This is a genomic window from Pasteurellaceae bacterium RH1A, from assembly GCA_012221805.1.
GTDB lineage: Bacteria > Pseudomonadota > Gammaproteobacteria > Enterobacterales > Pasteurellaceae > RH1A.
The window spans coordinates 878071-903369 of record CP015195.1; the positions used below are offsets into that span (position 1 = coordinate 878071).

Annotated in this window: 17 protein-coding genes and 3 pseudogenes; 13 read left to right on the plus strand and 7 right to left on the minus strand. The window is 44.6% G+C overall.

Annotated features, from left to right (window positions below; translation table 11 throughout):
- Positions 1–76 precede the first annotated feature (76 nt).
- From A4G20_04180 to A4G20_04190, 3 genes are read left to right on the plus strand one after another with little or no spacing between them, the layout of a single operon-like run.
- A complete protein-coding gene (locus A4G20_04180; GenBank protein ID QIW15583.1) occupies positions 77–274 on the plus strand; it encodes a hypothetical protein in 198 nt (65 codons plus the stop codon).
- A 41-nt stretch (positions 275–315) separates the two neighbouring features.
- Positions 316–603, plus strand: a complete 288-nt coding sequence (locus A4G20_04185; GenBank protein QIW15584.1) for a hypothetical protein — start codon at positions 316–318, stop codon at positions 601–603.
- A complete protein-coding gene (locus tag A4G20_04190) occupies positions 587–3451 on the plus strand; it encodes a valine--tRNA ligase (GenBank protein QIW15585.1) in 2865 nt (954 codons plus the stop codon). Before A4G20_04185 ends, A4G20_04190 begins: the two co-directional genes overlap by 17 nt.
- 134 nt (positions 3452–3585) lie before the next feature.
- On the opposite strand, the pseudogene A4G20_04195 reads toward A4G20_04190, so the two are convergent.
- Positions 3586–4387: pseudogene (locus A4G20_04195) on the minus strand (transposase).
- 220 nt (positions 4388–4607) lie between these two features.
- On the opposite strand from A4G20_04195, the gene A4G20_04200 reads away from it, so the two are divergent.
- The gene (locus tag A4G20_04200; protein QIW15586.1) at positions 4608–5078 is read left to right on the plus strand and encodes a hypothetical protein; all 471 of its coding nucleotides are present in this window, start codon (positions 4608–4610) and stop codon (positions 5076–5078) included.
- Between the two features lie 355 nt (positions 5079–5433).
- Here A4G20_04200 and A4G20_04205 read toward each other — a convergent pair.
- Positions 5434–5673: pseudogene (locus tag A4G20_04205) on the minus strand (hypothetical protein).
- A gap of 374 nt (positions 5674–6047) precedes the next feature.
- On the opposite strand from A4G20_04205, the gene A4G20_04210 reads away from it, so the two are divergent.
- Positions 6048–7061, plus strand: coding sequence for a sulfur transporter (locus tag A4G20_04210; GenBank protein QIW15587.1), 1014 nt, complete (start codon positions 6048–6050; stop codon positions 7059–7061).
- Positions 7062–7070: 9 nt separating this feature from the next.
- Complete coding sequence (locus tag A4G20_04215) at positions 7071–7292, plus strand: oxidoreductase (GenBank protein QIW15588.1); 222 nt, start codon at positions 7071–7073, stop codon at positions 7290–7292.
- Positions 7293–7423: 131 nt separating this feature from the next.
- Here the strand turns inward: A4G20_04215 and A4G20_04220 are convergent, their stop codons facing one another.
- Together A4G20_04220 and A4G20_04225 are read right to left on the minus strand one after the other, a co-directional pair.
- Entirely contained in the window at positions 7424–8719 is a 1296-nt protein-coding gene (locus tag A4G20_04220; protein ID QIW15589.1) for an adenine permease PurP, read from the minus strand.
- 81 nt (positions 8720–8800) lie between these two features.
- The gene (locus A4G20_04225; GenBank protein QIW15590.1) at positions 8801–9619 is read right to left on the minus strand and encodes a cell division protein ZipA; all 819 of its coding nucleotides are present in this window, start codon (positions 9617–9619) and stop codon (positions 8801–8803) included.
- 96 nt (positions 9620–9715) lie between these two features.
- Here A4G20_04225 and A4G20_04230 point away from each other — a divergent pair, with 96 nt between their 5' ends.
- From A4G20_04230 to A4G20_04240, 3 genes and pseudogenes are all read left to right on the plus strand, one after another.
- Positions 9716–10561 carry a sulfate transporter CysZ gene (locus A4G20_04230; GenBank protein ID QIW15591.1) on the plus strand — a complete coding sequence of 282 codons (846 nt, stop codon included), beginning with the start codon at positions 9716–9718 and terminating at the stop codon, positions 10559–10561.
- Positions 10562–10625: 64 nt separating this feature from the next.
- Positions 10626–12098: a lytic transglycosylase F gene (locus A4G20_04235; GenBank protein QIW15592.1), complete on the plus strand. Its 1473-nt coding sequence runs from the start codon at positions 10626–10628 to the stop codon at positions 12096–12098.
- 545 nt (positions 12099–12643) lie between these two features.
- Positions 12644–13254: pseudogene (locus A4G20_04240) on the plus strand (transposase).
- 137 nt (positions 13255–13391) lie between these two features.
- Here the strand turns inward: A4G20_04240 and A4G20_04245 are convergent.
- The gene (locus A4G20_04245) at positions 13392–16181 is read right to left on the minus strand and encodes a hypothetical protein (protein ID QIW15593.1); all 2790 of its coding nucleotides are present in this window, start codon (positions 16179–16181) and stop codon (positions 13392–13394) included.
- 53 nt (positions 16182–16234) lie between these two features.
- Positions 16235–18187, minus strand: coding sequence for a hypothetical protein (locus A4G20_04250; protein QIW15594.1), 1953 nt, complete (start codon positions 18185–18187; stop codon positions 16235–16237).
- Positions 18188–18426: 239 nt separating this feature from the next.
- Between A4G20_04250 and A4G20_04255 the strand changes: the two genes are divergently transcribed.
- Complete coding sequence (locus A4G20_04255; GenBank protein QIW15595.1) at positions 18427–18924, plus strand: lipid hydroperoxide peroxidase; 498 nt, start codon at positions 18427–18429, stop codon at positions 18922–18924.
- A gap of 264 nt (positions 18925–19188) precedes the next feature.
- The gene (locus tag A4G20_04260; protein QIW15596.1) at positions 19189–19983 is read left to right on the plus strand and encodes a transposase; all 795 of its coding nucleotides are present in this window, start codon (positions 19189–19191) and stop codon (positions 19981–19983) included.
- A 248-nt stretch (positions 19984–20231) separates the two neighbouring features.
- Here the strand turns inward: A4G20_04260 and A4G20_04265 are convergent, their stop codons facing one another.
- Positions 20232–21347 carry an aspartate-semialdehyde dehydrogenase gene (locus A4G20_04265; GenBank protein ID QIW15597.1) on the minus strand — a complete coding sequence of 372 codons (1116 nt, stop codon included), beginning with the start codon at positions 21345–21347 and terminating at the stop codon, positions 20232–20234.
- A gap of 471 nt (positions 21348–21818) precedes the next feature.
- Here A4G20_04265 and A4G20_04270 point away from each other — a divergent pair, with 471 nt between their 5' ends.
- Both A4G20_04270 and A4G20_04275 read left to right on the plus strand, forming a co-directional pair.
- Positions 21819–24908 carry a beta-galactosidase gene (locus A4G20_04270; GenBank protein ID QIW15598.1) on the plus strand — a complete coding sequence of 1030 codons (3090 nt, stop codon included), beginning with the start codon at positions 21819–21821 and terminating at the stop codon, positions 24906–24908.
- Positions 24892–25272 carry a hypothetical protein gene (locus A4G20_04275; protein QIW15599.1) on the plus strand — a complete coding sequence of 127 codons (381 nt, stop codon included), beginning with the start codon at positions 24892–24894 and terminating at the stop codon, positions 25270–25272. The genes A4G20_04270 and A4G20_04275 overlap by 17 nt, the downstream gene beginning before the upstream one ends.
- Positions 25273–25299 lie beyond the last annotated feature (27 nt).

A 25299-nucleotide genomic window follows, 5' to 3' on the forward strand; every position in this document is an offset into this window, starting at 1 on the left:
ATTGTAGAGTCCTATCCTGATGGTACGGAAAAAGTAGTGGGTTATGCAAAATAAATTTACAACAGAAGGATTGATTATGGAATATTCAGCTGAGGAAATATTTAAAAATGCTCTTATAATAGGTGGCATGTTTGCTATTTTTGTATGTTTATATTTAGTTTATATCTTTTTAAAAGACAAGGAGAGAAAGAAGGCAAAATTAAAGATTGATACAATGGGAGTTATTAATAAAATAAATTACCCTAATAAAAAAAAGCTGTTGCAAAAGCAATAGCAGAAGCAGAAGCAACAAATATACCTATTGAAGAGTTTTATATGTTTGAAAATGAAAGAGAAAGAAAAGCATATGAGTATATTTATTCAAAATTCTTTATTGTATCAATATCACTATCATTAATCACATTATCATTAGCTGCGATAATTCAGTGTCTTGATTTTTTTAAAGAGTATAAGGTAATTATTGAAAATATTGGATTATGGGCTGGAAAATATGTAATATTTAACTCAATTTTGGCAGGTTTAGATATATTTGTAATAGGACCCGTAATAGAATCATTTAAAAACTGGAATAAAAAGAGAAAAACCAATGACAAAAACCTTTGAAATGGCAGATCGTTTCACGCCGTCGGCAGTGGAACAGGCACTTTATCAACACTGGGAATCGCAGGGTTATTTTAAACCGAGCGAAGATATCAACGCACCGAGCTATTCGATTGCGATTCCGCCACCGAATGTAACAGGCTCGCTCCATATGGGGCACGCCTTCCAGCAAACCCTGATGGACACGCTGATTCGCTTTAACCGTATGGAAGGGCATAACACCCTTTGGCAGGCGGGGACTGACCACGCCGGGATTGCCACCCAAATGGTGGTGGAGCGTAAAATCGCTGCTGAAGAAGACAAAACTCGCCACGACTACGGGCGTGAAGCCTTTATCGACAAGATTTGGCAGTGGAAGGAATATTCTGGTGGCACCATTAGCCAACAAATGCGTCGCCTAGGCAACTCCATTGACTGGGATCGTGAGCGTTTTACTATGGACGATGGCTTGTCGGAAGCGGTCAAAGAAGTCTTTGTTCGCTTGCACGAAGAAGGCTTGATTTACCGTGGCAAACGCCTGGTAAACTGGGATCCAAAACTCCACACGGCTATTTCGGATTTAGAAGTGGAAAATAAAGAGAGCAAGGGCTCGCTTTGGCATTTCCGTTATCCGCTTGCAAACGGGGCAAAAACCGCTGAAGGCAAGGATTACTTGGTAGTAGCGACCACTCGTCCTGAAACCGTGCTAGGCGATACGGCGGTGGCGGTTCACCCTGAAGATGAACGCTATCAATCTCTCATTGGCAAGAGCGTGATTTTACCGCTTGCTAACCGTGAAATCCCGATTGTAGCGGACGACTATGTGGATCGTGAGTTCGGTACAGGTGTAGTAAAAATCACTCCAGCCCACGACTTTAACGACTACGAAGTAGGTAAACGCCATAGCCTGCCGATGGTCAATGTGATGACCTTAAACGCCGATATTCGTGAACAAGCGGAAGTGGTCGGTTCAGACGGCAAACCATTAACCACCTACGATGCCCAAATTCCAGCCGACTACCAGGGCTTAGAGCGTTTCGCTGCCCGTAAAAAAGTGGTGGCAGACTTTGAAGCCCTAGGCTTGTTGGACGAAATCAAACCCCACGATCTGAAAGTGCCTTACGGCGACCGTGGTGGCGTGCCGATTGAGCCAATGCTGACCGATCAATGGTATGTAAGCGTGAAACCACTTGCCGAAGTGGCGGTAAAAGCGGTGGAAGACGGCGAAATCCAATTCGTGCCGAAACAGTATGAAAATCTCTACTTCTCTTGGATGCGTGACATTCAAGACTGGTGTATTTCTCGCCAACTTTGGTGGGGGCACCGCATTCCAGCCTGGTATGACGAAGCAGGCAATGTTTATGTGGCTCGTGATGAAGCCGAAGTGCGGTCAAAATATGGCTTAAATGCGGACGTGGTACTCAAGCAAGATGAAGATGTGCTCGACACCTGGTTCTCATCAGGCTTGTGGACTTTCTCCACCTTAGGTTGGCCGAAACAAACGCCAGATCTGAAAATGTTCCATTCCACGGACGTGCTGATTACGGGCTTTGACATCATCTTCTTTTGGGTGGCTCGGATGATTATGTTCACCATGCACTTTGTCAAAGATGAAAACGGCAAGCCGCAAGTGCCGTTCAAAACTGTCTATGTCACGGGCTTGATTCGGGACGAACAAGGTCAAAAAATGTCCAAATCCAAAGGTAACGTGTTAGACCCGATTGATATGATTGACGGCATTTCCCTTGAAGATCTCTTGGATAAACGCACGGGTAATATGATGCAGCCGCAACTGGCTGAGAAGATCGCCAAGGCAACACGCAAGGAATTTGCTGACGGCATTTCCGCCCACGGTACGGACGCATTGCGTTTCACCTTGGCAGCACTGGCCAGCAACGGCCGTGACATCAACTGGGATATGAAACGTCTGGAAGGCTACCGTAACTTCTGTAATAAATTGTGGAATGCCAGCCGCTTTGTGCTGACCAATGACAAGTTAGACCTAGGCGAAGGCGAGGTGGAATTATCCCTTGCCGACCGTTGGATTCAGTCCGAATTTAACCGCACGGTGGAAACCTTCCGCAGTTCGCTTGCTCAGTTCCGTTTTGACTTATGTGCTAACGCCTTGTATGAATTTACTTGGAACCAGTTCTGCGACTGGTATTTGGAGCTGACCAAGCCTGTGTTTGCCAACGGCACAGACGTACAAAAACGTGGCGCAAGCCGCACCTTGATTTCCGTGCTTGAGGCTCTCTTACGTTTAGCCCACCCAGTGATTCCATTTATCACTGAAGAAATCTGGCAGAAGGTCAAAGGCTTTGCCGGCATTGATGGCGACACCATTATGTTGCAACCTTTCCCGAAAGTGGATGCAACCAAGCTAGACGAGCAAGCCGAAGCTCAAATCAACTGGCTCAAAGACGTGATTATTGCAGTGCGTAACATCCGTGCAGAATCCAACATCGCCCCAAGTAAGGGCTTGGATTTACTCTTGCGTAATCTTTCCGAGCAAGATTGCAAAATCTTAGCCGAAAATGACCGCTTGCTGAAAACAATGGCCAAGTTGGATAGCGTGAAGGTGCTAGCAGACGGCGAAACAGCCCCACTTGCAGTAGCGAAGTTGGTCGGCAATAGCGAATTGCTTGTGCCAATGGCAGGCTTTATCAACAAAGATGCAGAACTAGCTCGCTTGACCAAGGAAATGGAAAAATACCAAAATGAAGTCAAACGCATTGAAGGCAAACTTTCCAACGAATCCTTCGTCGCCAAGGCTCCACCAGCCGTGATTGAAAAAGAACGGGAAAAAATGGCGGAGTATCAGGCTGGGCTTGAGAAGATTCAGAGTCAGTATAAGGCGATTGAGGCTTTGTAATTTTTACATCTAACTGCCCCGCTTAATTATTATTAAGCGGGACTTTTTAAGGCATAGTAGACAAAATAGTTGCTGATTCGTCAAAAACTATGCCAAGTGGACAAAATAGTTGCTAATGTTTATTTTCTAAAATGTTAGCAGCTATTTTTATTCAAAAAATCCTTTATAAACATGGCTTTATGTTTTTTGCTTAATCCATTATGATTATTTAACTGTCGCTTCATATGTTTAAATAGCCCTTCAAGCCTATTTGTTGTCCTTTCTATATTTAAATCTGACCGTTCTTCAAAAGTAAAATAAATATTTCATATACCATTTAAGGCTTGCATAAGCCCCTCTAACACTACGATGCTTATAAGGTAAATATCCCTTTTCATTTGGCTTATCACTTCTTTCTTTTAAATACTCTTCATGTTTTAAATACCAATAATGAAGGCGTTTATAAAATTCATTTTTTGAACTCTCTACCAGTGTTTTTGCAATAATTTTTAATTCTTTTCCCGCTTGTGATTGATGCTTCTTCCTGAGTTTTCTCATCACTATTGCAACCATATGGAATTGACACATCTGTACAGGTGCATTGAACAAGTCCTTCATCAGGCCTCGCCTACCATCACAAGTAATGGATTGTATTATATAGCTTTTTTCTCTCAATCTATTAAGTGCCAGCTTATAGTAAACGTCTTTTTCTGTTCTTACAAAACAGTGAAATACCACTTTCTTTGTATGAGAATCCATTAACACTAATACGCCGAAATTACGCTTAAAAAAGGTAGTGTCCATAATTATATTAAGCGATGTGCTTTGAGGTGGATGTAATAATGTTTTAGGGGCTTTATCAATATATCTTTGGATTGTTCTAACCGAACAATGATACTTATTGGCAAGCTGTTGATAGGTTTGTTTTCCTGAAGTGTAATCATCCCAGAACTTTATTGGATCTAATTTCTTATGATGGGTAAAGGTTTTATTACATTGATTACAATAATAACGCTGAATATTATTTTGTTTGCCATGTTTCTTGATATTCGTGCTTTGGCAGAAAGGGCAGTTTTTTGTTCATTTTTCAAAAAGAGGGCTTAAAGCCTTGTACTATAAGGCTTTAAGCCACTTTTTAGCAACTATTTTGTCTACTATGCCTTTTTGGAAAAGAATAATGAGTGACAAATTAAAACTATATCGAATAAAAGAACATTATCTTGATTTTTTAAGAGAAGTAGAGCCAAAAATCCCAATGAATAAGGATAATGGAAAGGGAGGGCCCTTTGTTGGTATTGTACTTTCTATTAATGGCGTAAAATATATAGCCTCCTTATCTTCTAAAAAAGAAAGGGGCAGAGTGATTTTTAAAGTGAAAATTGGTGATGAACAAAAAGCGACTATTCGGTTTGCTTATATGTTCCCAATTGTAGCAGATGCTTTAATTGAAATAGATTATACAGAAGAATTTAAACTTGATTTTAAGTACACCGCTTTACTCATCAATGAAGATTTATACATCAATCAGTATTGGGAGCGGATTTACGAAATTGCCACTAAAACCTATACCAATGCAGTGACCAAACGCTTTGGGTTTGATGGATTTTGCTGTGATTTTGTTGCATTAGAAGAAAGGCATATGTCTTAATGTAGCAGCGCCTTAGATCGTCCTCTTCCCCAGAGGGGACGGTTGGTAACCGTGGGTAATTCGTTACCCACGTTAACAAGGGCCCGCTGGCGCTATCTGGGGCTGTGAAATCCAGAGCAGCAAAGCTGCTCAACCATGCTTAACCCAGTACGGGTTTGCCGTGCTGGGGATAAAAGATTTGATACCCACCCCCATCAACCCAAAACCATCAAGGCGAATGTGATTCGCCCCTACAATCTCGCTGGTGCTATCTGTACGTTCTAGGTTAGCTATTTATGTTCGCTAATGCGGTAAGCTACATAAGCAAAACCGACCATAATACAGGCGAAGATGGCGAGTCCGAAAGTTGCTTGCATTATTGAGCCTCCTCATTTTTGGCTTTTCTGAAATATCTTGTAGCACATAAGCCTGCATAAGCAGCAAGGCCAAGTAAAGCAGAGTTGATGATTTAGTTGATGATTTTAATATAAAGAGGATCTTTATTATAAAGCATAACAGGTATCGCCAAAATTGCAACTTTTGCAATATCAGCCGTAATTTTTGCCCAGTCGTCTAGGGTTTCCTTTTCAAAAGGGTGTTTAAATATATTCCACATAGTTATTCCTCTTCTATATGTATTTAATCCTATGTTGGGAAGAGAAAAATGTCAATTTTTCTTGCCCCCTCGCTGGTGCCTTATATATCAACAAGTTACCAACACCAGCCTAGAGGCTGGCCCTATTCTTAGCTTGAGTAAGCTCACCAATCTTTCGAGCAATTTCTGATTTTGTGATCCCGATCACAGACCTTTTTTACCAAATATGCTTTAATAAACCTTAGAACATCAGTATTAAGGTTTAATCTATGTTATCTCAACAACACGTCTTTTTCTTCCCAAACCCTAATATTCCATCCTCGCTAAATGGCTTAATGTAGCAATACAGTAAGTTGATGTTATTTTTGTCCCATTTACTTAATTTAGGAGTTCCTATGATCTTAGGGTTATTTTGCGGCATCTTATTGGGCTTTGTAATGCAACGTGGCCGTTTTTGCATTACAGGCGCTTTCCGAGATATGTATCTGACCAAAAGCAGCAAAATGTTTGTTGCCTTTTTAATTGTTATTTGCGTACAAACAGTTGGCCTACTTTCTTTGCAAGAAATGCGCATACTGGCCCCTAAAGTGAAAAATTTTGCTTGGCTGGCCACCCTCATCGGTGCCTTTATTTTTGGTGTGGGGATTGTTTTAGCGGGTGGCTGCTCAGCGGGTAGTCTATATCGTGCGGGTGAGGGCCTGATTGGTAGTTGGATTGCCTTTGTAGTTTATGCCATTTTTAGTGCCCTTTTCCGTGTTGGCCCCTTAAAAGAGGTAACCAATTCACTACGAGGAATTCAAGTCGAGCAAACCACCCTATATGGAAGCCTAGGGCTTTCCCCTTGGGTGCTTGCTGGAATCTTGGTGCTTGTCACCTCATATTTGGTCTATCGATTTAATCAAAAATCAGGCAAGCCCATCAGCCTTCCAGCCAAGAAGACAGGACTGGCCCACCTCCTCTTTGAAAAACGCTGGCATCCTTTTATAACCGCCCTTTTGATTGGCCTGATTGCAATTTTAGCTTGGGTAACCAGTGTACAAACTGGACGAAATGGCGGCTTGGGGGTAACAGGCCCATCAGTCCAGGCTCTGCAATATATCACAACAGGTGAAAGCAAATTCGTCAATTGGGGAACCTTACTGATTTTAGGGATCTTTATCGGCGGTTTTATTGCGGCTAAATTCAGTAATGAATTCCGCTTGCGTGTTCCCACGGCCAAAGATGCCATCAACAGTGTCTATGGTGGTGCCCTGATGGGAGTAGGTGCAAGCCTAGCAGGTGGTTGCTCCATTGGCAATGGTTTAGTTGAAACCTCTCTTTTTTCTTGGCAGGGCTGGGTGGCCTTGCCGCTGATGATCCTGGGCACCTGGGTGACAGCATATTTTCTTTTTATTCGTTCAACCAACTAAGGAGTACTTATGCACATTGAATTAGATACTGTCGGGCACCTCTGTCCCTTCCCCCTTGTTGAGGGCAAAAAAGCAATGGCCAAGCTCAATAAGGGCGACTCGCTAACCATCCACTTTGACTGCGCTCAAGCAACCGAAAATTTGCCGAACTGGGCGGCTGAAGAGAACTATCAGGTCAGCCACTTTGAGCAAACGGGTGAAGCCCAGTGGACAATTACTCTGATTAAGTAAGCTAGGACACACTGATGGCGCCAGCGTCCTCGCTGGTGCCTTATATATCAACAAGTTACCAGCACCAGCCTGGAGGCTGGCGCTATCTTTGCCAAAAAAGGCCTCGTTATCACGAGGCCTTTCTTTTCTCTCTATCCCACCCAAACAAACTTGGCGATAAAGAGCAGGGAAACCACTGCAACGGGGGCGTTGATTTCCTTCCAACGGCCGGTGCAGAGCTTCATCACACAGTAGCTAATAAAACCAAAGGCGATGCCCTCTGTAATAGAATAGGTGAAGGGCATCATGGCCGTGGTGATAAAGGCGGGCGTGGCTTCGGTTAAATCGTCCCATTTGACCTCAATCAGGCTGGAGGCCATAAGAATACCCACGAAGACCAAGGCACCTGCTGTGGCATAAGGAGGCACAACCGCAGCCAGGGGCGAGAAGAAGATGGTCAATAAGAAGAGCAAGCCAACAACAACCGCCGTTAAACCTGTGCGGCCACCCACAGACACGCCAGAGCCACTTTCAATATAGGTTGAAATGGCCGAGGTGCCCATGTAAGAACCGGCCATGGCGCTGACACTGTCCACATAAAGGGCCTGTTTCATTTTAGGGAAGCGGCCTTTTTCATCGGTAATGCCGGCCTTGTCGGTCACGGCCAAAAGGGTGCCTGAGGAGTCAAAGAGATTGACCAACATAAAGGAGAAGATAATCCCTAGAAGTGCGGTATCCAGTGCGCCGGCCACATCCACCTGGCCAACCACGGCCTCTAGGCTTGGCGGGGCAGAAATCACGCCCGTGAATTTGACATCAGGGTCGAAAACCAAGGCCAGGCCTGTCACCACCACGATAGAAATCAAGACGCCTGAGTGGAAGCCCTTGGCAGCCAAGGCTACGATGATAAAGAAGCCTAAGATCCCCATCAGGACTTTGGGATCGTGCAGTTCGCCCAAGGTCACCAGTGTTTCAGGGTTAGCCACCACCAGCCCCATATTCTTAAAGCCAATTAAGGCAATAAAGAGGCCGATACCCGCCCCGATGCCCACTCGCAGGCCTAGCGGAATGGAGGACATAAGCCAGTAACGCACTTGGAAGAGGGTAAAGAGGAAGAGGCCAACCGACTCCCAGAAAATGGCGCCCATACCGACCTGCCAGGAGTAGCCCAATTTTTGCACCACCACAAAGGCAAAGAAGGCGTTCAGCCCCATGGCAGGGGCAAGGGCAATGGGCAGGTTACTGAAAAGCCCCATGGCGATGGTGCCAAAGGCGGCAATTAAACAGGTGGTCACAAAGACCACTTGGGTGTCCATGCCAGCCACGCCTAGAATAGACGGGTTCACGAAGACGATATAGACCATGGTAAAGAAGGTGGTAATGCCTGCCACAATTTCTGTTTTGACATTAGAACCCTTGGCCTTGAGTTGGAAGAGTTTTTCTAACATAGTTTGTCCTTTAAAGAAGGGAGAGGAGAACGGAAAAAAGACCGCTCAACAAGCGGTCTTAAGACTTAAATTTCTTGCAAGTTAGACCCGTTGCATATAGGCAAGACGGGCATTGTCGTCAAAGAGCTGGCGGTTTTCATCTAAGACAAAGCCGCCCAGATTTTGAGCCAGGTTTTCCACGGTGTTGATCATAAGCCGCAGATTGGCCTGATCGTTGCCAGAAGACGGCACATTCATAAAGAAGACCAAGCCCACCGTGCTAAAGCGGTGCAGGGTGTTGAGATCGAAAATCCCTGGCTGGAGCATATTGGCCACACTAAAAATGACTGGGCTGGCCGCGGTGTCAATATGGCGGTGGAAGATTTGGTATTCGGTGTCGTATTGGAAGCCCATGGCCTCAAGCTGGGCCACCACCACTTCGCCTGAGAAGGCCTGGTTTTCAGGGGCCACCATATAAAGCATAAGGGTTTGATTTGCAAGATTTGGCTCATTTTCCACCGCTTGCATAGGTACTTCAGGCTCTAAATGCACCTCTGGCGCCACCACAGCTTCAGGCTTGGCCAGGCTGGAATAAACCTGCTCCACCACCTGCGGCTCAGGCACGGGGGCATTTTCTTGGCCAGGCAGGCGGATGGTGATGCCCTTGGCAGCCTGCTCAATTTCTTGGGCGATTTGGGCCTCGGTCAAATCCGTTTGGGCGGGCTGGCTTGGAGCGTAGTCTGGGCCTTGGGCGAATTCAGGCACACTGCCTGGGTTGCCTTGCTCGGTTTGCAGGCCACGGGTGGCAAAGCTGTTGGAAAAGACGCGGGATTTCTCACGGCGGGCCGACCAAATGGAATAGCCAACCAGCACCGCAATCAAAAGTCCTGCTAAAATAAAGAAAAGAATATGGAGTTCCATGTTATCCTCTTAGCCTCAAGTGATTTTGTACTTTGCGAAAATGTCACATTAGCTTACCATATTTATTCATTTTTTTGAGCAGAAAAAGGAAAAGTTATGACTTCACCCTTTGATTCCCCGCAAAATCCCCTTGCAGCGGGCTTTCACTATTTTATTTACGGCTGGAAGCTGATGATGCAGCGTTCCCTCCTGCCCTTTATTGTCCTGCCCATTCTCATTAACGTGGTGCTGATTGTGGGCTTAATTTGGCTCTTTTTGTCTTATTTATCGGGCTGGATGGATGTCTTGGTCAGCTTTACCCCAAGCTGGCTAGACTGGTTGAGCTACCTGATTATTCCCCTGGCGCTCTTGCTCCTCCTGGTGCTGTTTTACTTTGCCTTTACCACCCTGGCCAACTTTATCGCCGCCCCCTTTAACGCCCTCTTATCAGAAAAGGTGGAGCTGCAATTAACGGGCGAAAGCTTGGGCGACACCTCCATCGCTGCCATGCTCAAGGACGTGCCTAGAATGCTCAAGCGGGAATGGCAAAAGATGTGGTACAGCATTCCCCGCCTGATTGCCCTCTTTCTCCTGGGCTTTGTGCCGGTGCTGGGCCAGAGTGTTGTGCCCGTCTTGGCCTTTATGTTTAGTGCCTGGCTGGTGGCCATTCAGTATTGTGACTACCCTTTTGATAACCACAAGATCAGCTTTGGCCGTATGCGTAATGCCTTAGCCGAAAAACGCACCCTGAACTTTACCTTTGGATCCTTGGTCAGCCTCTTTACCATGCTGCCCTTTGTCAATTTGGTGGTGATGCCGGTGGCCGTATGTGGGGCAACGGCCATGTGGGTCAAAGAGTATCGCCATCGCTTTGTGGGCCAAGATTTGAAGCCAACTTTTAGTCGTTCGGCCTCTAAGGAAGTGGCTACCCGCAGTGCTTCTAAAGATCTGACCAAGCCATGATAAAACTATTCCGCAAAGTGCCGAATTAGGCTAGACTAGCCAACCAACATAAAGAGGTGATAATTTGAAAGGTCTTGCCATTCGGCTTATTTTAGGTATTGCGCTCCTGCTCTGGGCCTGGGATATGGTTTACCCCTGGCAGAAGATCATGCAACGTGAAGATAATCAGTACTCCCGTGTCCTGCAAGAAAAGCAGCTCACGGTGGGCATGATCAACCATCCCCTGTCCTATTTTGTCGGGCGGGAAGGCAACGCTGGCATTGAATACGAGCTGGCCAGTGCCTTTGCCGATTACTTGGGCGTGAGCCTGGCGGTCAAAACCTATGATCACAGCGAACAGCTCTTTGACGCCCTGCGCAATAACGACATAGACCTGGCCGCCGCTGGCCTGGTTTATCAGCCCCAACACAGCCAAGAATTCCAACTGGGGGCCAGCTACTACAGCAGCCAGCTCCAAGTGGTTTATCAAAAAGGCACTCAACGGCCCTATCAGGTCAGTGAGCTGATGGACGAGCTGCTTGTGCCAACAGGGGCCAATATTGTCCCCCTGCTGGAAGCCCTGCAAAAAACACAACCCAACCTCAAATGGCAGACCAGCGATAAATTCACCCAAGAAGAGCTGCTTATTCAGGTGGCTGAGGGCAAGATCCCCTACACAGCGGCCCTGTCTGTGGATGTGCGGGCGGCCCAGCATATCAACCCTAACCTGGCCGTGGCCTTTGACTTAACCGACAAGCTGCCTGTTTTATGGTACTTGCCCAACAGTTCCTACAGTGAACTCCAGGCTGCCCTTTTAGGTTTTATGGACGAGGCCCAAAAAAGCAGCCTCATTGCCCGCATTGAGGAAAAATACTTCAACCACCTAGATAATTTCAACTATGTGGACATTCAGAGCTTCCACCGTGCCATTGAAAACACCCTACCCAAATACCAGCCCCTCTTTGAAAAATACAAGGGCAGCCTAGACTGGCAGACCCTGGCCGCCATCGCCTACCAAGAATCCCACTGGAACCCCAATGCGGTTTCACCAACAGGCGTGCGGGGCATGATGATGCTAACCCGAGATACGGCCGAACGGATGAACGTAACCAATCGAACTGACCCAGAACAAAGCGTCAAGGCCGGTTCAGACTATCTCCATCTCCTTATCAGCCAGCTGCCCACCACCATTGCAGATGAAGACAAGATCTGGTTTGCACTTGCCGCCTACAACATGGGCATGGGCCATCTCATCGACATCCGCCGCCTGACCAAGGACTTGGGCGGCAACCCTGATGACTGGTTGGAGGTGAAGAAAAACCTCCCTCTTTTGGCGGAAAAACGTTATTATCAAAGGCTCAAATATGGCTACGCCCGAGGCTTTGAGGCCTTTCAATATGTGGAAAACATCCGCCGCTACCTCAACAGCCTCTTAAATTACCAACGGGTCAAGGCACAGGCTAACACCCTTGAGCAGGAAGAACTGACGAAACAAGAAAGCCAGCCCCAAGACGAGGCCACCTTGCCCCAAACCCCCACAACAGGAGCAGAACAATGAAAAAGAAAACCTTTCTAAAACGCCGTGTACAACGCCTACGCAGCACCAACCGCCACCACCGAATCCTACAAATTCGGGCGAGAAAGCACACCATTGCCCAACGCCAGCGGGTGGGGTTTATGATCAGGAATGATGTGTAGGATATATAAAAAGGCATATAGGACAAAATAGTTGGTAAAAAGTGGCTTAAAGCCTTATAGTACAAGGCTTTAAGCCCTCTTTTTGAAATATGCACAAAAAACTGTCCTTTCTGCCAACATTCCCCAATCCAGAAGTATGGCAAACAAAATAATTTACAGCGTTATAAATGTCTTAGCTGTAATAAAACATTTACGTTTAAAAATAAATTAGATCCTGAAAGAATTTGGCTTGATTATTCATCTGGAAAACAAACACAAGCACAGCTAGCAGAAAAATACTCCTGCTCTTCTCGAACTATTCGAAGATATTTAGAGAAACACCCTAAATCCTCCTTAAATAAACCTCAAAACACATACTTGAACTTAATTATTGATACAACATTCTTTCACCGGGATTTTGGTGTAATGGTGTTTGTTGATAGCTCTACAAAAAAGTAATTTATCACCAAATAGTCAAAACAGAAAAAGATATCTATTACAAGAAAGCGATGAACTGCTTAAGGGAAAGAAACTATATTATTCAATCAGTTACCTGTGATGGACGCAGAGGTCTATTAAAAGACTTATTCAATACACCAACACAGATGTGTCAGTTTCATCTTGTCGCAATCGTAATGAGGGCATTGCGAAAGAAGCACCAATCACATGCGGGAAGAGAACTAAAAAGTATTATTAAGACACTTAAAACCAGCTCTAAAAATGAATTTTATTTAAAAATATATGAATGGAAGAAAAAACATCAATCATTTTTAAATGAACGGTCAGATAAACCAAATGACAAAGGGAAATACCCTTATAAACATCGAAGTGTAAGAAGTGCTGCTGCGAGTATTAAGCGTTATTATGATTATATTTTTACCTATGAGAAACATCCTGAGTTAAATATTGAAAAGACAACAAATAGGATTGAGGGTTTATTTAAGGAGTTAAAAGACAAATTACGCCCGCACAGCGGTTTAACAAGAAAGCATAAGATCTTGTTTATACAGGATTTTTTGAATAAAAAGAGCTGGTAAAGATCCTTTAAAATAATCCTTACCAACTTTTTTGTCCTATAGAAGCATAAAGTGCAAAAAGACCAACTATTTTGTCCTATATGCCTATAAAAAAGAAGGGTAGATTGAACCAACCTGCCCTTCTTAGCATTATGAAGTTAGAACTTCATTTCTAAACTCGCCGTATAGTTACGCCCTGGCGCAGCATAACGGGCAAAATTGCCGTCACTTGAGTGCTGATTAATGGCCCCCACTGCCGTTTGACGAACAGACTCCCACATGCTGTAGCGGTAGTTCATCAGGTTATAAACGCCTGCACGCAAGGTGATGTTTTTATTCACATTCCAATAACCGGTTAAATCCACCACTGTCCATTTACGAGTACGTTGTGGCGTGACGGCCACATTGACCTCACGATTTTTAACCACATAACGTGATTTCAACTCGTCTTCACTTTTGGCCTTAGAGTGGGTGAAGGTTAAACTTGCCCCCCATTTTTCACTTGGGCTGTCGTAATTTAGGCCAAGTACATATTTAGGTGGCTGTAAGGTATCAAGAAAATAAACATAACCATTGGTTAGCCCCTCATTTGTGCTAACCTTATCTGGTCTAGAGCGGCTATAGCCAAAGATAAGAGTGACCCCTTCAGGTACTTTACCCCACATACTGTTAAGATCTAAGCCCCCTTGAATATTGATCCCTTTCACGGAAATATTCTGGAAATTAAAATAACCAAATTGATTCAAATCTTCACGGAAGGCTGCCGCAATCAGATCACGATATTGGCTCTTATAATAAGCCAAGTCAATATAGCCCCAGTTATTATTAAGACTTAAACCCACTTCATGGCTGGAGGATTTCTCTGGAGCAAGATCACTTTTGGCAGTATACCTACCATCAGTTCCCTCTATTAAGTAACCAAAGGTTTCTTGGAAGCTTTGCACACGGAAGCCCGTTGAGTGACGGTAAGAAGCAGCAATATTCTCTGTTGGCTTTAAGACAATCCCCGCATTATAGGACCAAACACGGTGCTTTTTGTTGATAATATGCTCATCATCAGAACGGAAAGAGTAAGTGTCATAACGGCCACCCAATCCTAAATCCACATATTTACCCAAAGCAATCTTATCATTTAAGCCGACAAAGCGGTTTTCCCCCTTAACCACGAGCGGGGCACAACGCACATTTAAACCACTGCTATGCACACAGCCATCAAAGTGTCTCATCACATTATTTGGCGTATAAATCTCCTTGCCACCAACCTTTTGTACGGTATTATTACCCTGAGTCACCTTTCTAATGTGATGTTGTTTGCTATGAGTAGATTTATACCAGTCCACACCCGTTAAAAGTTGCATATTGTGCTGACTAAAGCCAAGATCAAAACGTTTTTGCCATTTAAAACTTAAACGGCGGTGTTTCTCTTTGTAGTGGTTTTGGCGAATATCTTCTTGCGAACCGACTTTTTCAGTGATGGCTCGGCAATTTTTGTCTGCCGTGGGATAAGGCGCACAATTTAAGTAGTAATTGGTCGTATCCAGCTTGATCCCTTGAAAGTCTAAATTCACTTCAAATAAATCTGCCCAAGTCTTATCACCATTATAGCGGTAAATGATACCCTGACGGGTTTTATGGTGACGTTCATCAATAAAGTGAGTTCTTGTCCAGGCTAGTATGCCGCCCGTACCTTCATCTGGACTATTAACCCAATAGCTACTGCTTGCAATATCGCCAGCATACCTTCTACGCTCCTTCAAAAAGTCCTCTCGGCTACCACTATAATAGGCTTGGTAATGCATATCACGAATGTCATAGCGTTGGCGAGTATCCTCTACAATCCCTCCTAAGTAATGTTGAGGTGAGAAGTGATATCCCAAGCGGACTAACATGGAACCCGTTTTATATTCCATTGGGTTAGGTGCAATTCTATTCTTTCCAGTATATTCTTTGGGAGAAAGGTATTCCACAGGTGAATGCTGGTTACGAATTTGTTCTAGCTCTTCAGGTGTCCAAGGTTCCGTTCTGCCAGCAGGCAAGGCAATATGACTTGGATCACTTAAGGCGCTTTCCTCAGCAGGGAAACGGATGTGCTCATCCGTACATGAAGCCAGCGTTGCTGCTGAACAGCCATTGGTTGAAACATAAAATCCATTATTCTTATCAGGCTGAGAATGATCATAGGTGCCATCTAGGGTATTAGGAATCTTTGCTAGAAGATCATATTTTCTCTCATAAGAACGATAACGCTGGATTTGATACTGGGTCGCCTTTTCCGCATCAGGGTGTATGCTGATTTCATGGCCCTTACGGCCCGTGTATTGAATCAAGCCCTCAAAACCATTATGGCGGAAGGCCCCACCCACAGTTTGACCAAAGCGTTTATCTTTACTGCTGTAAACGCTTTTACTGGTTAGCCCCCAGCTCTTATCGTCAATAATGAAATCATCAACGTCCTTGGTAGCAAAATTGACCGAACCACCCATCGCCCCGCTGCCGCTGTAGGCCGAGTCGCTGCCCTTGGCAAATTCAATGGCCGAGACGTTTTCATATTCAATTTCATTAATCGCTCCACTACTTGAAGTCGAATGGGCCTGGGTTGGATCTACATAAGACTGAATTTGTGGAATGCCATCCACACTAATGGCTACACGGTTTTTATCGACACCACGAATGGAATAGCCCGTAGAAGCACCATTACCCTGTTCCACCACAGAAATACCAGGATCATAGCGAGTGGCATCACGAATGCCGATCACCTGATCCTTATTGAGCTGTTCACTGGTCTTAATCACACGGCCCAGGCCTGTGACATCCTTATCTTGTTTACCAATCTTGTTATAGGCCTTTACTTCGATGGTATCTAACACTTCATCTGCAAAGAGGCTTGGGCTTAGGCAGATGCTGGCAATGGCCAAACTTAAGGGAGCAATCTTGTACTGTTTCTTCATGTTTTGATTCTCAAATTTGTAAATTCTTGGTTGATTTAATCCGCTTGTTAGTCTTATTCAGCCTTTTGCTGTCTAGCACCAAAGACCACAGATGCTTTTCCATCACTGCCACCGTCATGGCTGAACTGGCCACCTAGCTCAAGAGCATTAGGGCCATAGAAGCCACCGGTAACAGGGACATCTTTAAAGTCCACCTTATAGAGCTGGTTTTGGTTGCCCTTGTCCAACACAATACCGCCTTCTTTGGCTACACTGGCTTTCACATCCTTAAAGCCATTGCCCTCAATACCACCTTTCAAATTAATCGCCACCAGATAATCGTCCTCTTGGAAAAGCTCTCCAGCCAAGGTTTTATTGCCAAAATCGACATCAAATTTGGCTTCCCCCTTGCCGACTTGCATGCTGGCTTCTTGCTCAAGCGTAATAGTGTTGGTAAAGCTACCCTGCCAGGTGCCTGCATATTTAGCAGTACCGGCCGTTGGCACGCTTTCACTTCGCTCGCCCTGTAAGAACAAGGTGTCTTGGCCCTTATCATACATTCGGCCAAAACGTACATAATTTAAATTACTACAGCAAACGGTAATCTCTTGGTTATTGGCAACAGCCTTGATAACCTTGCTATGGGTTCCTTCACTTACGCTGCCATTTTCATCGCCTGAAAAGGCTTTCCAAGCAGCCGCAAGTTTGTCTTTATTTAAGAGAGGTAGGGTCTTACCCTTATAGTAGAGGTACATGGCATTGCCATAATTATCTAGGGCAACCGCCTTGGCATTGGAGCTGTCAATCTGATAGGCATCAAAGAGTTTACGCACAGTTTCGCTTACTTCTTCCTCACGTTTAGCACCGAATACGGCGAAAAGGGTATTCTTATCTGTTAAGAATTTGCCCGCAAGTTCCTGAGCCTTATCACCATAGAAACCACCTTCAACACTGCTGGAATCGCTGTCTGCCCAAGTAGAAAGAGGGTTATTTATATCCCTGTTAGCCTTGGCGGTGCCAATAAAACGGCTACCTTTCATATTGGCATCAATTTCATAGACCAATACTTCAGGCTCAAAAGTACTTTGCCCTGATCGTTTTTGAGCATAATTCAATTTACCTTTCACAGTTTTATCCGCAAAATTCACATCAAATCTTGAAGCCAATAAGTAGGCAGCTTGCGTATCGGTTCTTGCTTCTTTACCTGATGAGAACATCAAGCCACTAGTATAATTTCCTATGCCTGACGCTCTGTCTGTTCCAGACTTAACATGATCAGCAAAGACCTCATTTTCCATACTCTTGTCTTTGGAACTATTGGATATAAATAGCCATTCACCTACATAGGTAAATGTTTTATTTTCAGTAGGAATAGCAGAAGATGGGTTTTCGCCTAAATAGTAAGCAATAATATGCGGCCCATTCATCCAAATCCTTCTATTTTGCCCATTAACAGAATGATTTTTTATTCCTTCTGTAAAGCTACGATATAAATATCCTGCCTTGATATGTTTGAAGTCGTTAAGAACAGCCATTTCATATCCGTCAGATGATGCATAGTTGCTTGCATTAGCTTCTTTAGTTTCTTGATTAACTAAATGAAGTATTGAATCAAAAAGTTCCTTATCTTCATTAGAAGCACCCGCATTAAGTCTTACATCATAATGAAAGGTATTATCTGCCGGCCACGGACCATTTGGGTCAGAGACATCTGTAGTTGAAATGGCTTTTAAATTTTGAGGGCTTAAATTTGAAGTGGCACGGTTTCTTAAATTCCAACGCTCAAGACGCACGCCTGCCATGGCATAACCATTAGCCGGCTGGGTTAGGGCATCCAACTCCTCCTCTGAACGAGGTTCAGATTGAGCAAAAGACTCATCCCGCTCCTTTTGTAACTGTTCGAGTGACTTAGGTTTTTCGTTGATGACCGTAACAGGATCGGTCTCAAAACTCCCTCCGCTGCCACAGGCAGTTAAGAAGGTGCTTAAGACAATAGCAATTGAGGTGCGGCAATATTGTAGTCGCATCTGACTCTCCTTTTAGTAAACCAATATAGTTAAAATATGATGATAACAATTATCAATCACTAAGAATTGTAATCACAAATGTCAAATTTGTCTATATGGATTTACATATGTATGAAAAAGCGTAAATTTCATCAGCAAGGTAAGATTTTTGTAGGAAAGTTTGCTATCCTATTTTGCAAATTTTCCCCCTTTTCTACCCGCTTGCTGGGTAGGATTTCACGCAACCTAAAGGAGTTTTTATGGCAACCGTTACCCTTGCAGGCAATCCAATCGAATTAGCAGGCAACTTCCCACAAGTGGGCCAAACCCTAAGCCAAGTTACCCTCACCAACGGTGACTTGGCCGATGTGGATCTCACGAGCTTTGGCGCAGTACGCAAGATCCTCAACATTTTTCCAAGCGTGGATACCGGCGTGTGTGCCGCTTCTGTGCGTAAGTTCAACCAAGAAGCCGCCAACTTGGAAAACACGGTGGTGCTTTGTATTTCTGCTGACCTGCCCTTCGCTCAAGCCCGTTTCTGCGGGGCAGAGGGGATTGAGAATGTCAAATCCCTGTCCACCTTCCGCCATAAGGAAGCCCACGATGGCCTAGGCGTAAACGTGGTCACAGGCCCCCTTGCAGGCCTCACTGCCCGTGCTGTAGTGGTTTTAGATGAACAAAACAAGGTTTTACACGCTGAACTCGTGCCAGAAATCAAGCAAGAGCCAAACTATGAAGCAGCCCTAGCGGTGCTTTAATCGAAAGCCCAATAAACAAAAAGTCCTCAACCCGTTAAGGTTGAGGACTTTTTTGGCATAATAGACAAAATAGTTGCTAAAAAGTGGCTTAAAGCCTTATAGTACAAGGCTTTAAGCCCTCTTTTTGAAAAATGAACAAAAAACTGCCCTTTCTGCCAAAGCACGAATATCAAGAAACATGGCAAACAAAATAATATTCAGCGTTATTATTGTAATCAATGCAATAAAACCTTTACCCATCAAAAGAAATTAGACCCAATAAAGATCTGGGATGATTACACTTCAGGAAAACAAACCTATCAACAACTTGCCAATAAGTATCATTGTTCGATTAGAACAATCCAAAGATATATTGATAAAGCCCCTAAAACATTATTACATCCACCTCAAAGCACATCGCTTAATATAATTATGGACACTACCTTTTTTAAGCGTAATTTCGGCGTATTAGTGTTAATGGATTCTCATACAAAGAAAGTGGTATTTCACAGTTTTGTAAGAACAGAAAAAGACGTTTATTATAAGCTGGCACTTAATAGATTGAGAGAGAAAAGCTATATAATACAATCCATTACTTGTGATGGTAGGCGAGGCCTGATGAAGGACTTGTTCAATACACCTGTGCAGATGTGTCAATTCCATATGGTTGCAATAGTGATGAGAAAACTCAGGAAAAAGCATCAATCACAAGCGGGAAAAGAATTAAAAATTATTGCAAAAACACTGGTAGAGAGTTCAAAAAATGAATTTTACAAACGCCTTCATTATTGGTATTTAAAACATGAAGAGTATTTAAAAGAAAGAAGTGATAAGCCAAATGAAAAGGGATGTTTACCTTATAAGCATCGTAGTGTTAGAGGGGCTTATGCAAGCCTTAAATGGTATATGAAATATTTATTTACTTTTGAAGAACGGTCAGATTTAAATATAGAAAGGACAACAAATAGGCTTGAAGGGCTATTTAAACATATGAAGCGACAGTTAAATAATCACAATGGATTAAGCAAAAAACATAAAGCCATGTTTATAAAGGGTTTTTTGAATAAAAATAGCTGCTAACATTTTAGAAAATAAACATTAGCAACTATTTTGTCCACTTGGCATAGTTTTTGACGAATCAGCAACTATTTTGTCTACTATGCCACTTTTTTAGTATGTAGCTCTTGCACAAAACGGTTGCTGAGCTTGTCGAAGCATAAGTTTTGTGCATGAAGCTCATGCTTGGACTAATGGTTCGACTAATGCTTCGACAAGCTCAGCAACCGTCTCACCAACCGCTCCAGCAAGAGCCTTTCATCTAGAAAAATTTATTTAGTTAATTGCACCAAAATACGGCGAACTGGCTCTGCCGCACCCCAGAGGAGCTGGTCGCCCACGGTAAAGGCTGCCAGGTATTCAGGGCCCATGGCCAGCTTGCGTAAACGGCCAACAGGTACGCTTAAGGTGCCTGTTACCTTGGCTGGGGTTAATTCACGTAAGGTGGTTTCCTTATCGTTTGGAATCACTTTGACCCATTCATTGTGGGCGGCGATGATTTGCTCAATTTCGGCTAATGGTAGATCTTTCTTGAGCTTGATGGTAAAGGCCTGGCTGTGGCAGCGCAGCGCACCGATACGCACACATAAACCATCCACAGGGATTGGGTTGTCGCTTAGGCCTAAGATCTTATTGGTTTCGGCATAGCCCTTCCATTCTTCCTTGGTTTGTCCTGTTTCTGGCAGGAGTTTGTCGATCCAAGGAATTAAGCTACCACCCAGGGCTGCGCCGAAGTTGTCGGTTGGGAAGTCTTCAGCACGCATTTTAGCGGTGACCTTGCGTTCAATATCTAAAATTGAAGAAGCTGGATTGGCCAGCTCAGGGGCAACAGAATCTCTTAACTCACCCATTTGCACCAAGAGTTCACGCATATTCTTGGCACCCGCACCCGAAGCGGCTTGATAAGTCGCTACAGACACCCATTCTACTAAGTCCTTCTCAAAGAGGCCGCCGATGGCCATGAGCATAAGGCTAACTGTACAGTTGCCGCCTACAAAGGTCTTGACACCATTTTTCAGGCCTTCCGAAATCACGTTTTGGTTTACAGGATCGAGTACGATAATAGCATCGTCTTTCATACGCAGGGCAGAAGCCGCATCAATCCAGTAGCCATTCCAGCCTGTTGCCTTGAGTTTTGGATAGACTTCATTGGTGTAGTCACCGCCCTGGCAGGTTACAATAATGTCTAGTTTTTGAAGTTCGGCAATATCGAAGGCATCCTTTAAATTGCCGGCTTCCTTACCTGCAAAAACAGGGGCTTTTTGGCCCGCTTGTGAGGTGGTGAAAAAGACTGGATTGATATTGGCGAAGTCATTTTCTTCCACCATACGATCCATCAATACCGAGCCAACCATACCACGCCAGCCGATAAATCCTACATTTTGCATTTGCTGCTCCTATATATAAAAGTTAGAGTTGAAATAAAAAAAGATAGGGCGATAAATACCTGATTTAGGCACGAATTGCAATGGTTTTCACGTTTTTTTGTGCTGAATGCTTGAAAATAAGCATCTCTAAACAACAACTTCTCCCTTTCCCTATTCTAATTCAGCTATAGCAGTGAGGGGTTGGATATCGGACTAGGATTTATAATTCAGCAATGTGGGAGTCAGTGTAGGTAAAAGCCCGTAGCTCTTAATCACATTAAATGCAGCATTTTGGGTTGCGTTTGGAATACGAACATTTGCAGCAACTATGTTATTTCCTCTTTTTAAATTTATTGATAATACTTTGTTTAGAATTGGAGGAGATTACAAAAACTCTGTGATCTCCCTCTCATTTTTCAGATTTTTATTGGGCTTTTTGTGTGGAATAGGGTATATTACTGGTTATAAAATCAGTATCTATTAGGTGGCAGCATGACTCTTCCCAACTACTTTCAAGACCCTCAAACCCTGCATGTAAACACAACTCCCCATCACGCCTATTTTATTCCCTACCATAATATGGAGGCGGCAGAAAAATATGTGCGGGAGGAATCACATTTTTTTACCCTCTTAAATGGCGATTGGGATTTTAATTATTATGCCTCTTACCATCACCTGCCAGAGGATTATTTAAACACAGCCTTTGAGCATAAAATTCCCGTGCCATCTAACTGGCAAAATCACGGTTTTGATCGGCATCACTATACCAATGTTAATTATCCCTTCCCTTACGATCCACCCTATGTGCCGCAAGATAACCCTTGTGGTTTATATCATCGCACTTTGCAATTTAAGCCTGAAGCCAATAAACGTTATCTCTTAAATTTTGAGGGCGTGGATGCCTGCTTTTTTTTATATGTGAATAAGCAGTTTGTGGGCTATAGCCAGGTTAGCCATTGCACTTCCGAGTTTGATATTACAGACTTTCTGACCGCTGGTACCAACCATTTTACGGTGCTGGTGCTCAAATGGTGTGATGGGTCTTATTTGGAAGATCAGGATAAATTTCGGATGTCAGGGATTTTCCGTGATGTTTATATTTTAGAGCGGGAAAATAACTACCTTGAGGATATTTTTATCCAAACCCACTTATCAGAAGATTTAACGCGTGCCGAGCTAAGGGTTGATTTAAAATTTAAAGATAAACCTGAACAGGTTGAATATGAACTTATCTCCCCAAGCGGGGAAAAAATATTTGCAAAAAAAGCCAAACATTTAACCGCTTGTGTTGAAGATCTTATTTTATGGAACTCTGAAACACCTGCCCTTTACAGCCTCTTTTTAAAATATGGGCAGGAGGTGATTTGCCAGAAAATTGGTTTTCGGAAAATTGAAGTGAAAGAGGGCGTGGTTTTATTTAACCATGCGCCCATTAAATTTAAGGGCGTAAACCGTCACGACAGTGACCCTAAAACAGGCTATACCATCAGCTATGAGCAGGCCTTGGCGGATCTGCGCCTGATGAAAGCCCACAATATCAACGCCATTCGCACCGCCCATTACCCCAATGCCCCTTGGTTTAGCGAGCTTTGCGACCAATACGGCTTTTACCTGATTGCCGAAAGCGATTTGGAAAGCCACGGCAGCAATGCGGTTTATGTGCCTAGCCCCGAGGGCAACATCCTCTTGGGAGCCAAGGTGGACATCGACCACGAGGCCATTCGCCAGCAGGTTATCGACAACTATTGCGATCTGTCCCGTTCGCCAGACTTCAAGGCGGCCATGCTGGACAGAACCCACGCCAATGTGGAGCGGGATAAGAACCGCCCTTCTGTAGTGGTTTGGTCGCTGGGCAATGAGGCCGGCTATGGCGAGAACCTAGAGGCCTGTGCCGCCTGGGTGAAAGGCCGTGACCCTAGTCGCTTGGTGCATTACGAAAATGCCATTTTCCAGCATTCCCAGTACCAAAATGACCTGAGTAACCTGGATTTCCACAGTGAAATGTACACCAGCACGGAAGAGATTGAGGCCTATTTCGCCAACCCGGCCAACCAAAAGCCCTATCTCTTGTGCGAATACGCCCACGCCATGGGCAATTCCTGCGGCGATTTGGGCGACTATCAGGCCATCTTTGAGAAATACCCAGGGGCTTGCGGGGGCTTTGTGTGGGAGTGGTGCGATCATGCTCCGCTCCTGCCTAACGGCCAATTTGGCTATGGCGGCGACTTCGGTGACAGCCCCAATGACGGCAATTTCTGTGTCGATGGCCTGGTTTCGCCCGACCGCAAACCCCACAGCAGCCTGCTTTATTTGAAAGATGTTTTCCGCCCCGTCAAAACCCGCTTGGAGGGCAACCAGCTCTTTATTACCAACGGCTTTGATTTTATTGAGTTAAACGAGTGGGTCAGTGTTCGCTACAAAATCACCCAGGGTACCCAGCTTTTTGCCCAGGGTGAGCTGGCATTTGCAAGTTTAGCCCCAAAACAGACCGCTTGTGTGGAGGTTGAACTGCCGCAAGTAGGCCTTTCTTATGATCAGCTTGAAATCACTTATGTGTTGAAAAAGCCTTGGGGCCTGCTCCAGGCTTATGAAGAGCTGGGCTTTGAGCTTTTCAAACTGCCACCCTATAATTTGAGTGTGACCGAAATCCAATTTCCTTACCCAGCCAAGCGTCCGACCTACACGGAAGCTGCCACAGAAATTCTGGTCAAAGGCGATAAATTCTGCTATCGCTTTGACAAGCTCAAGGGGATTTTTAGCCAGCTGGAATACAAGGGCAAGCCGCTTTTAAGCGCCCCGCTGGATTTCAATATCTATCGTGCGCCTATCGATAATGATGCCTTAATCAAGCAGCACTGGCAGGCAGCAGGCTATGACCGAGCCGAAAGCCGAGCCTATGCAGTGACGGTGGAGCAAGATGAGCGGGGCATCATCATCAAGGTTCAAAGCGGGCTGGTGGCCACTTCCAAGGCACGGATTTTAAGCCTCGATTTGGAATATAAAATTAACCCTAACGGCAAAATTAGGCTCAAGGTCAAGGGCCAAAAAGCGGCTCATTTGCCCTTCTTGCCCCGCTTTGGGCTGCGTTTGATTTTGCCTAAAACCTATCAGCAAGCCCGCTATTTCGGCATGGGGCCAGGGGAAACCTATGTGGATAAGTGCAGCCATGGCAAAACAGGCCTCTATCACACCACGCCTGCCCAGAATTTCGTCAATTATCTGCGTCCACAGGAGGGCGGCAGCCACTACGGCACCCATTATGTGATCTTGGAAGATTTACTGGTAAACTGCCATCGGCCTTTTAGCTTTAATCTCTCGCCCTATCGCCAGGAAACTTTGATGGCCACTAAGCATAGTTATGAGTTGCCTGAAAGCCAGGAAACCGTCTTGTGTGTGGACTACAAAATGAGCGGGATAGGCTCCCATTCCTGCGGGCCAGCCCTTAAGGAAAAATACCGTTTTAACCCGACTGAATTTGAATGGGAGGTCACGCTTTCTTTCTTAAATGATGAAGAAGAGCTGGCCATTCTCAAAGATCAATTTAAGAACCTATTAGGAGAAGAAAATGAAGTTGCAGCATAATCTGATGATTGGGCTAACTGCCCTGGCCTTGGCCGCCTGTAGCCTAACCCCTGAACAGCAAGAGGCCAAACGCCAACGTCAGATCAAGGCCTCGCAAGACCTGTCTGTCGCCCTAGCTCGCCAATGTGACCCAGAAGCAGCAGACCTGCTCTATCAGCAATACAACCCGCCACTTAACCAAAGCGACAAGGAAAAAGCCGCCTTTCAGCAAAAACTGACCCAAAGGCTGGAAGCCCCTGTTTTTAAGGCCTGTTACGATTTGGCCTGGAAAAGCTACAAGGCACAGGAAGAGTTAGAACAAATGCGTTATCAATATTATGAGGATTGGCGTTTTAGGCCTTATTTTTGTTATCTTTGTTGGTAGCAAGAAAAATGGCACACCCTGTGGTGT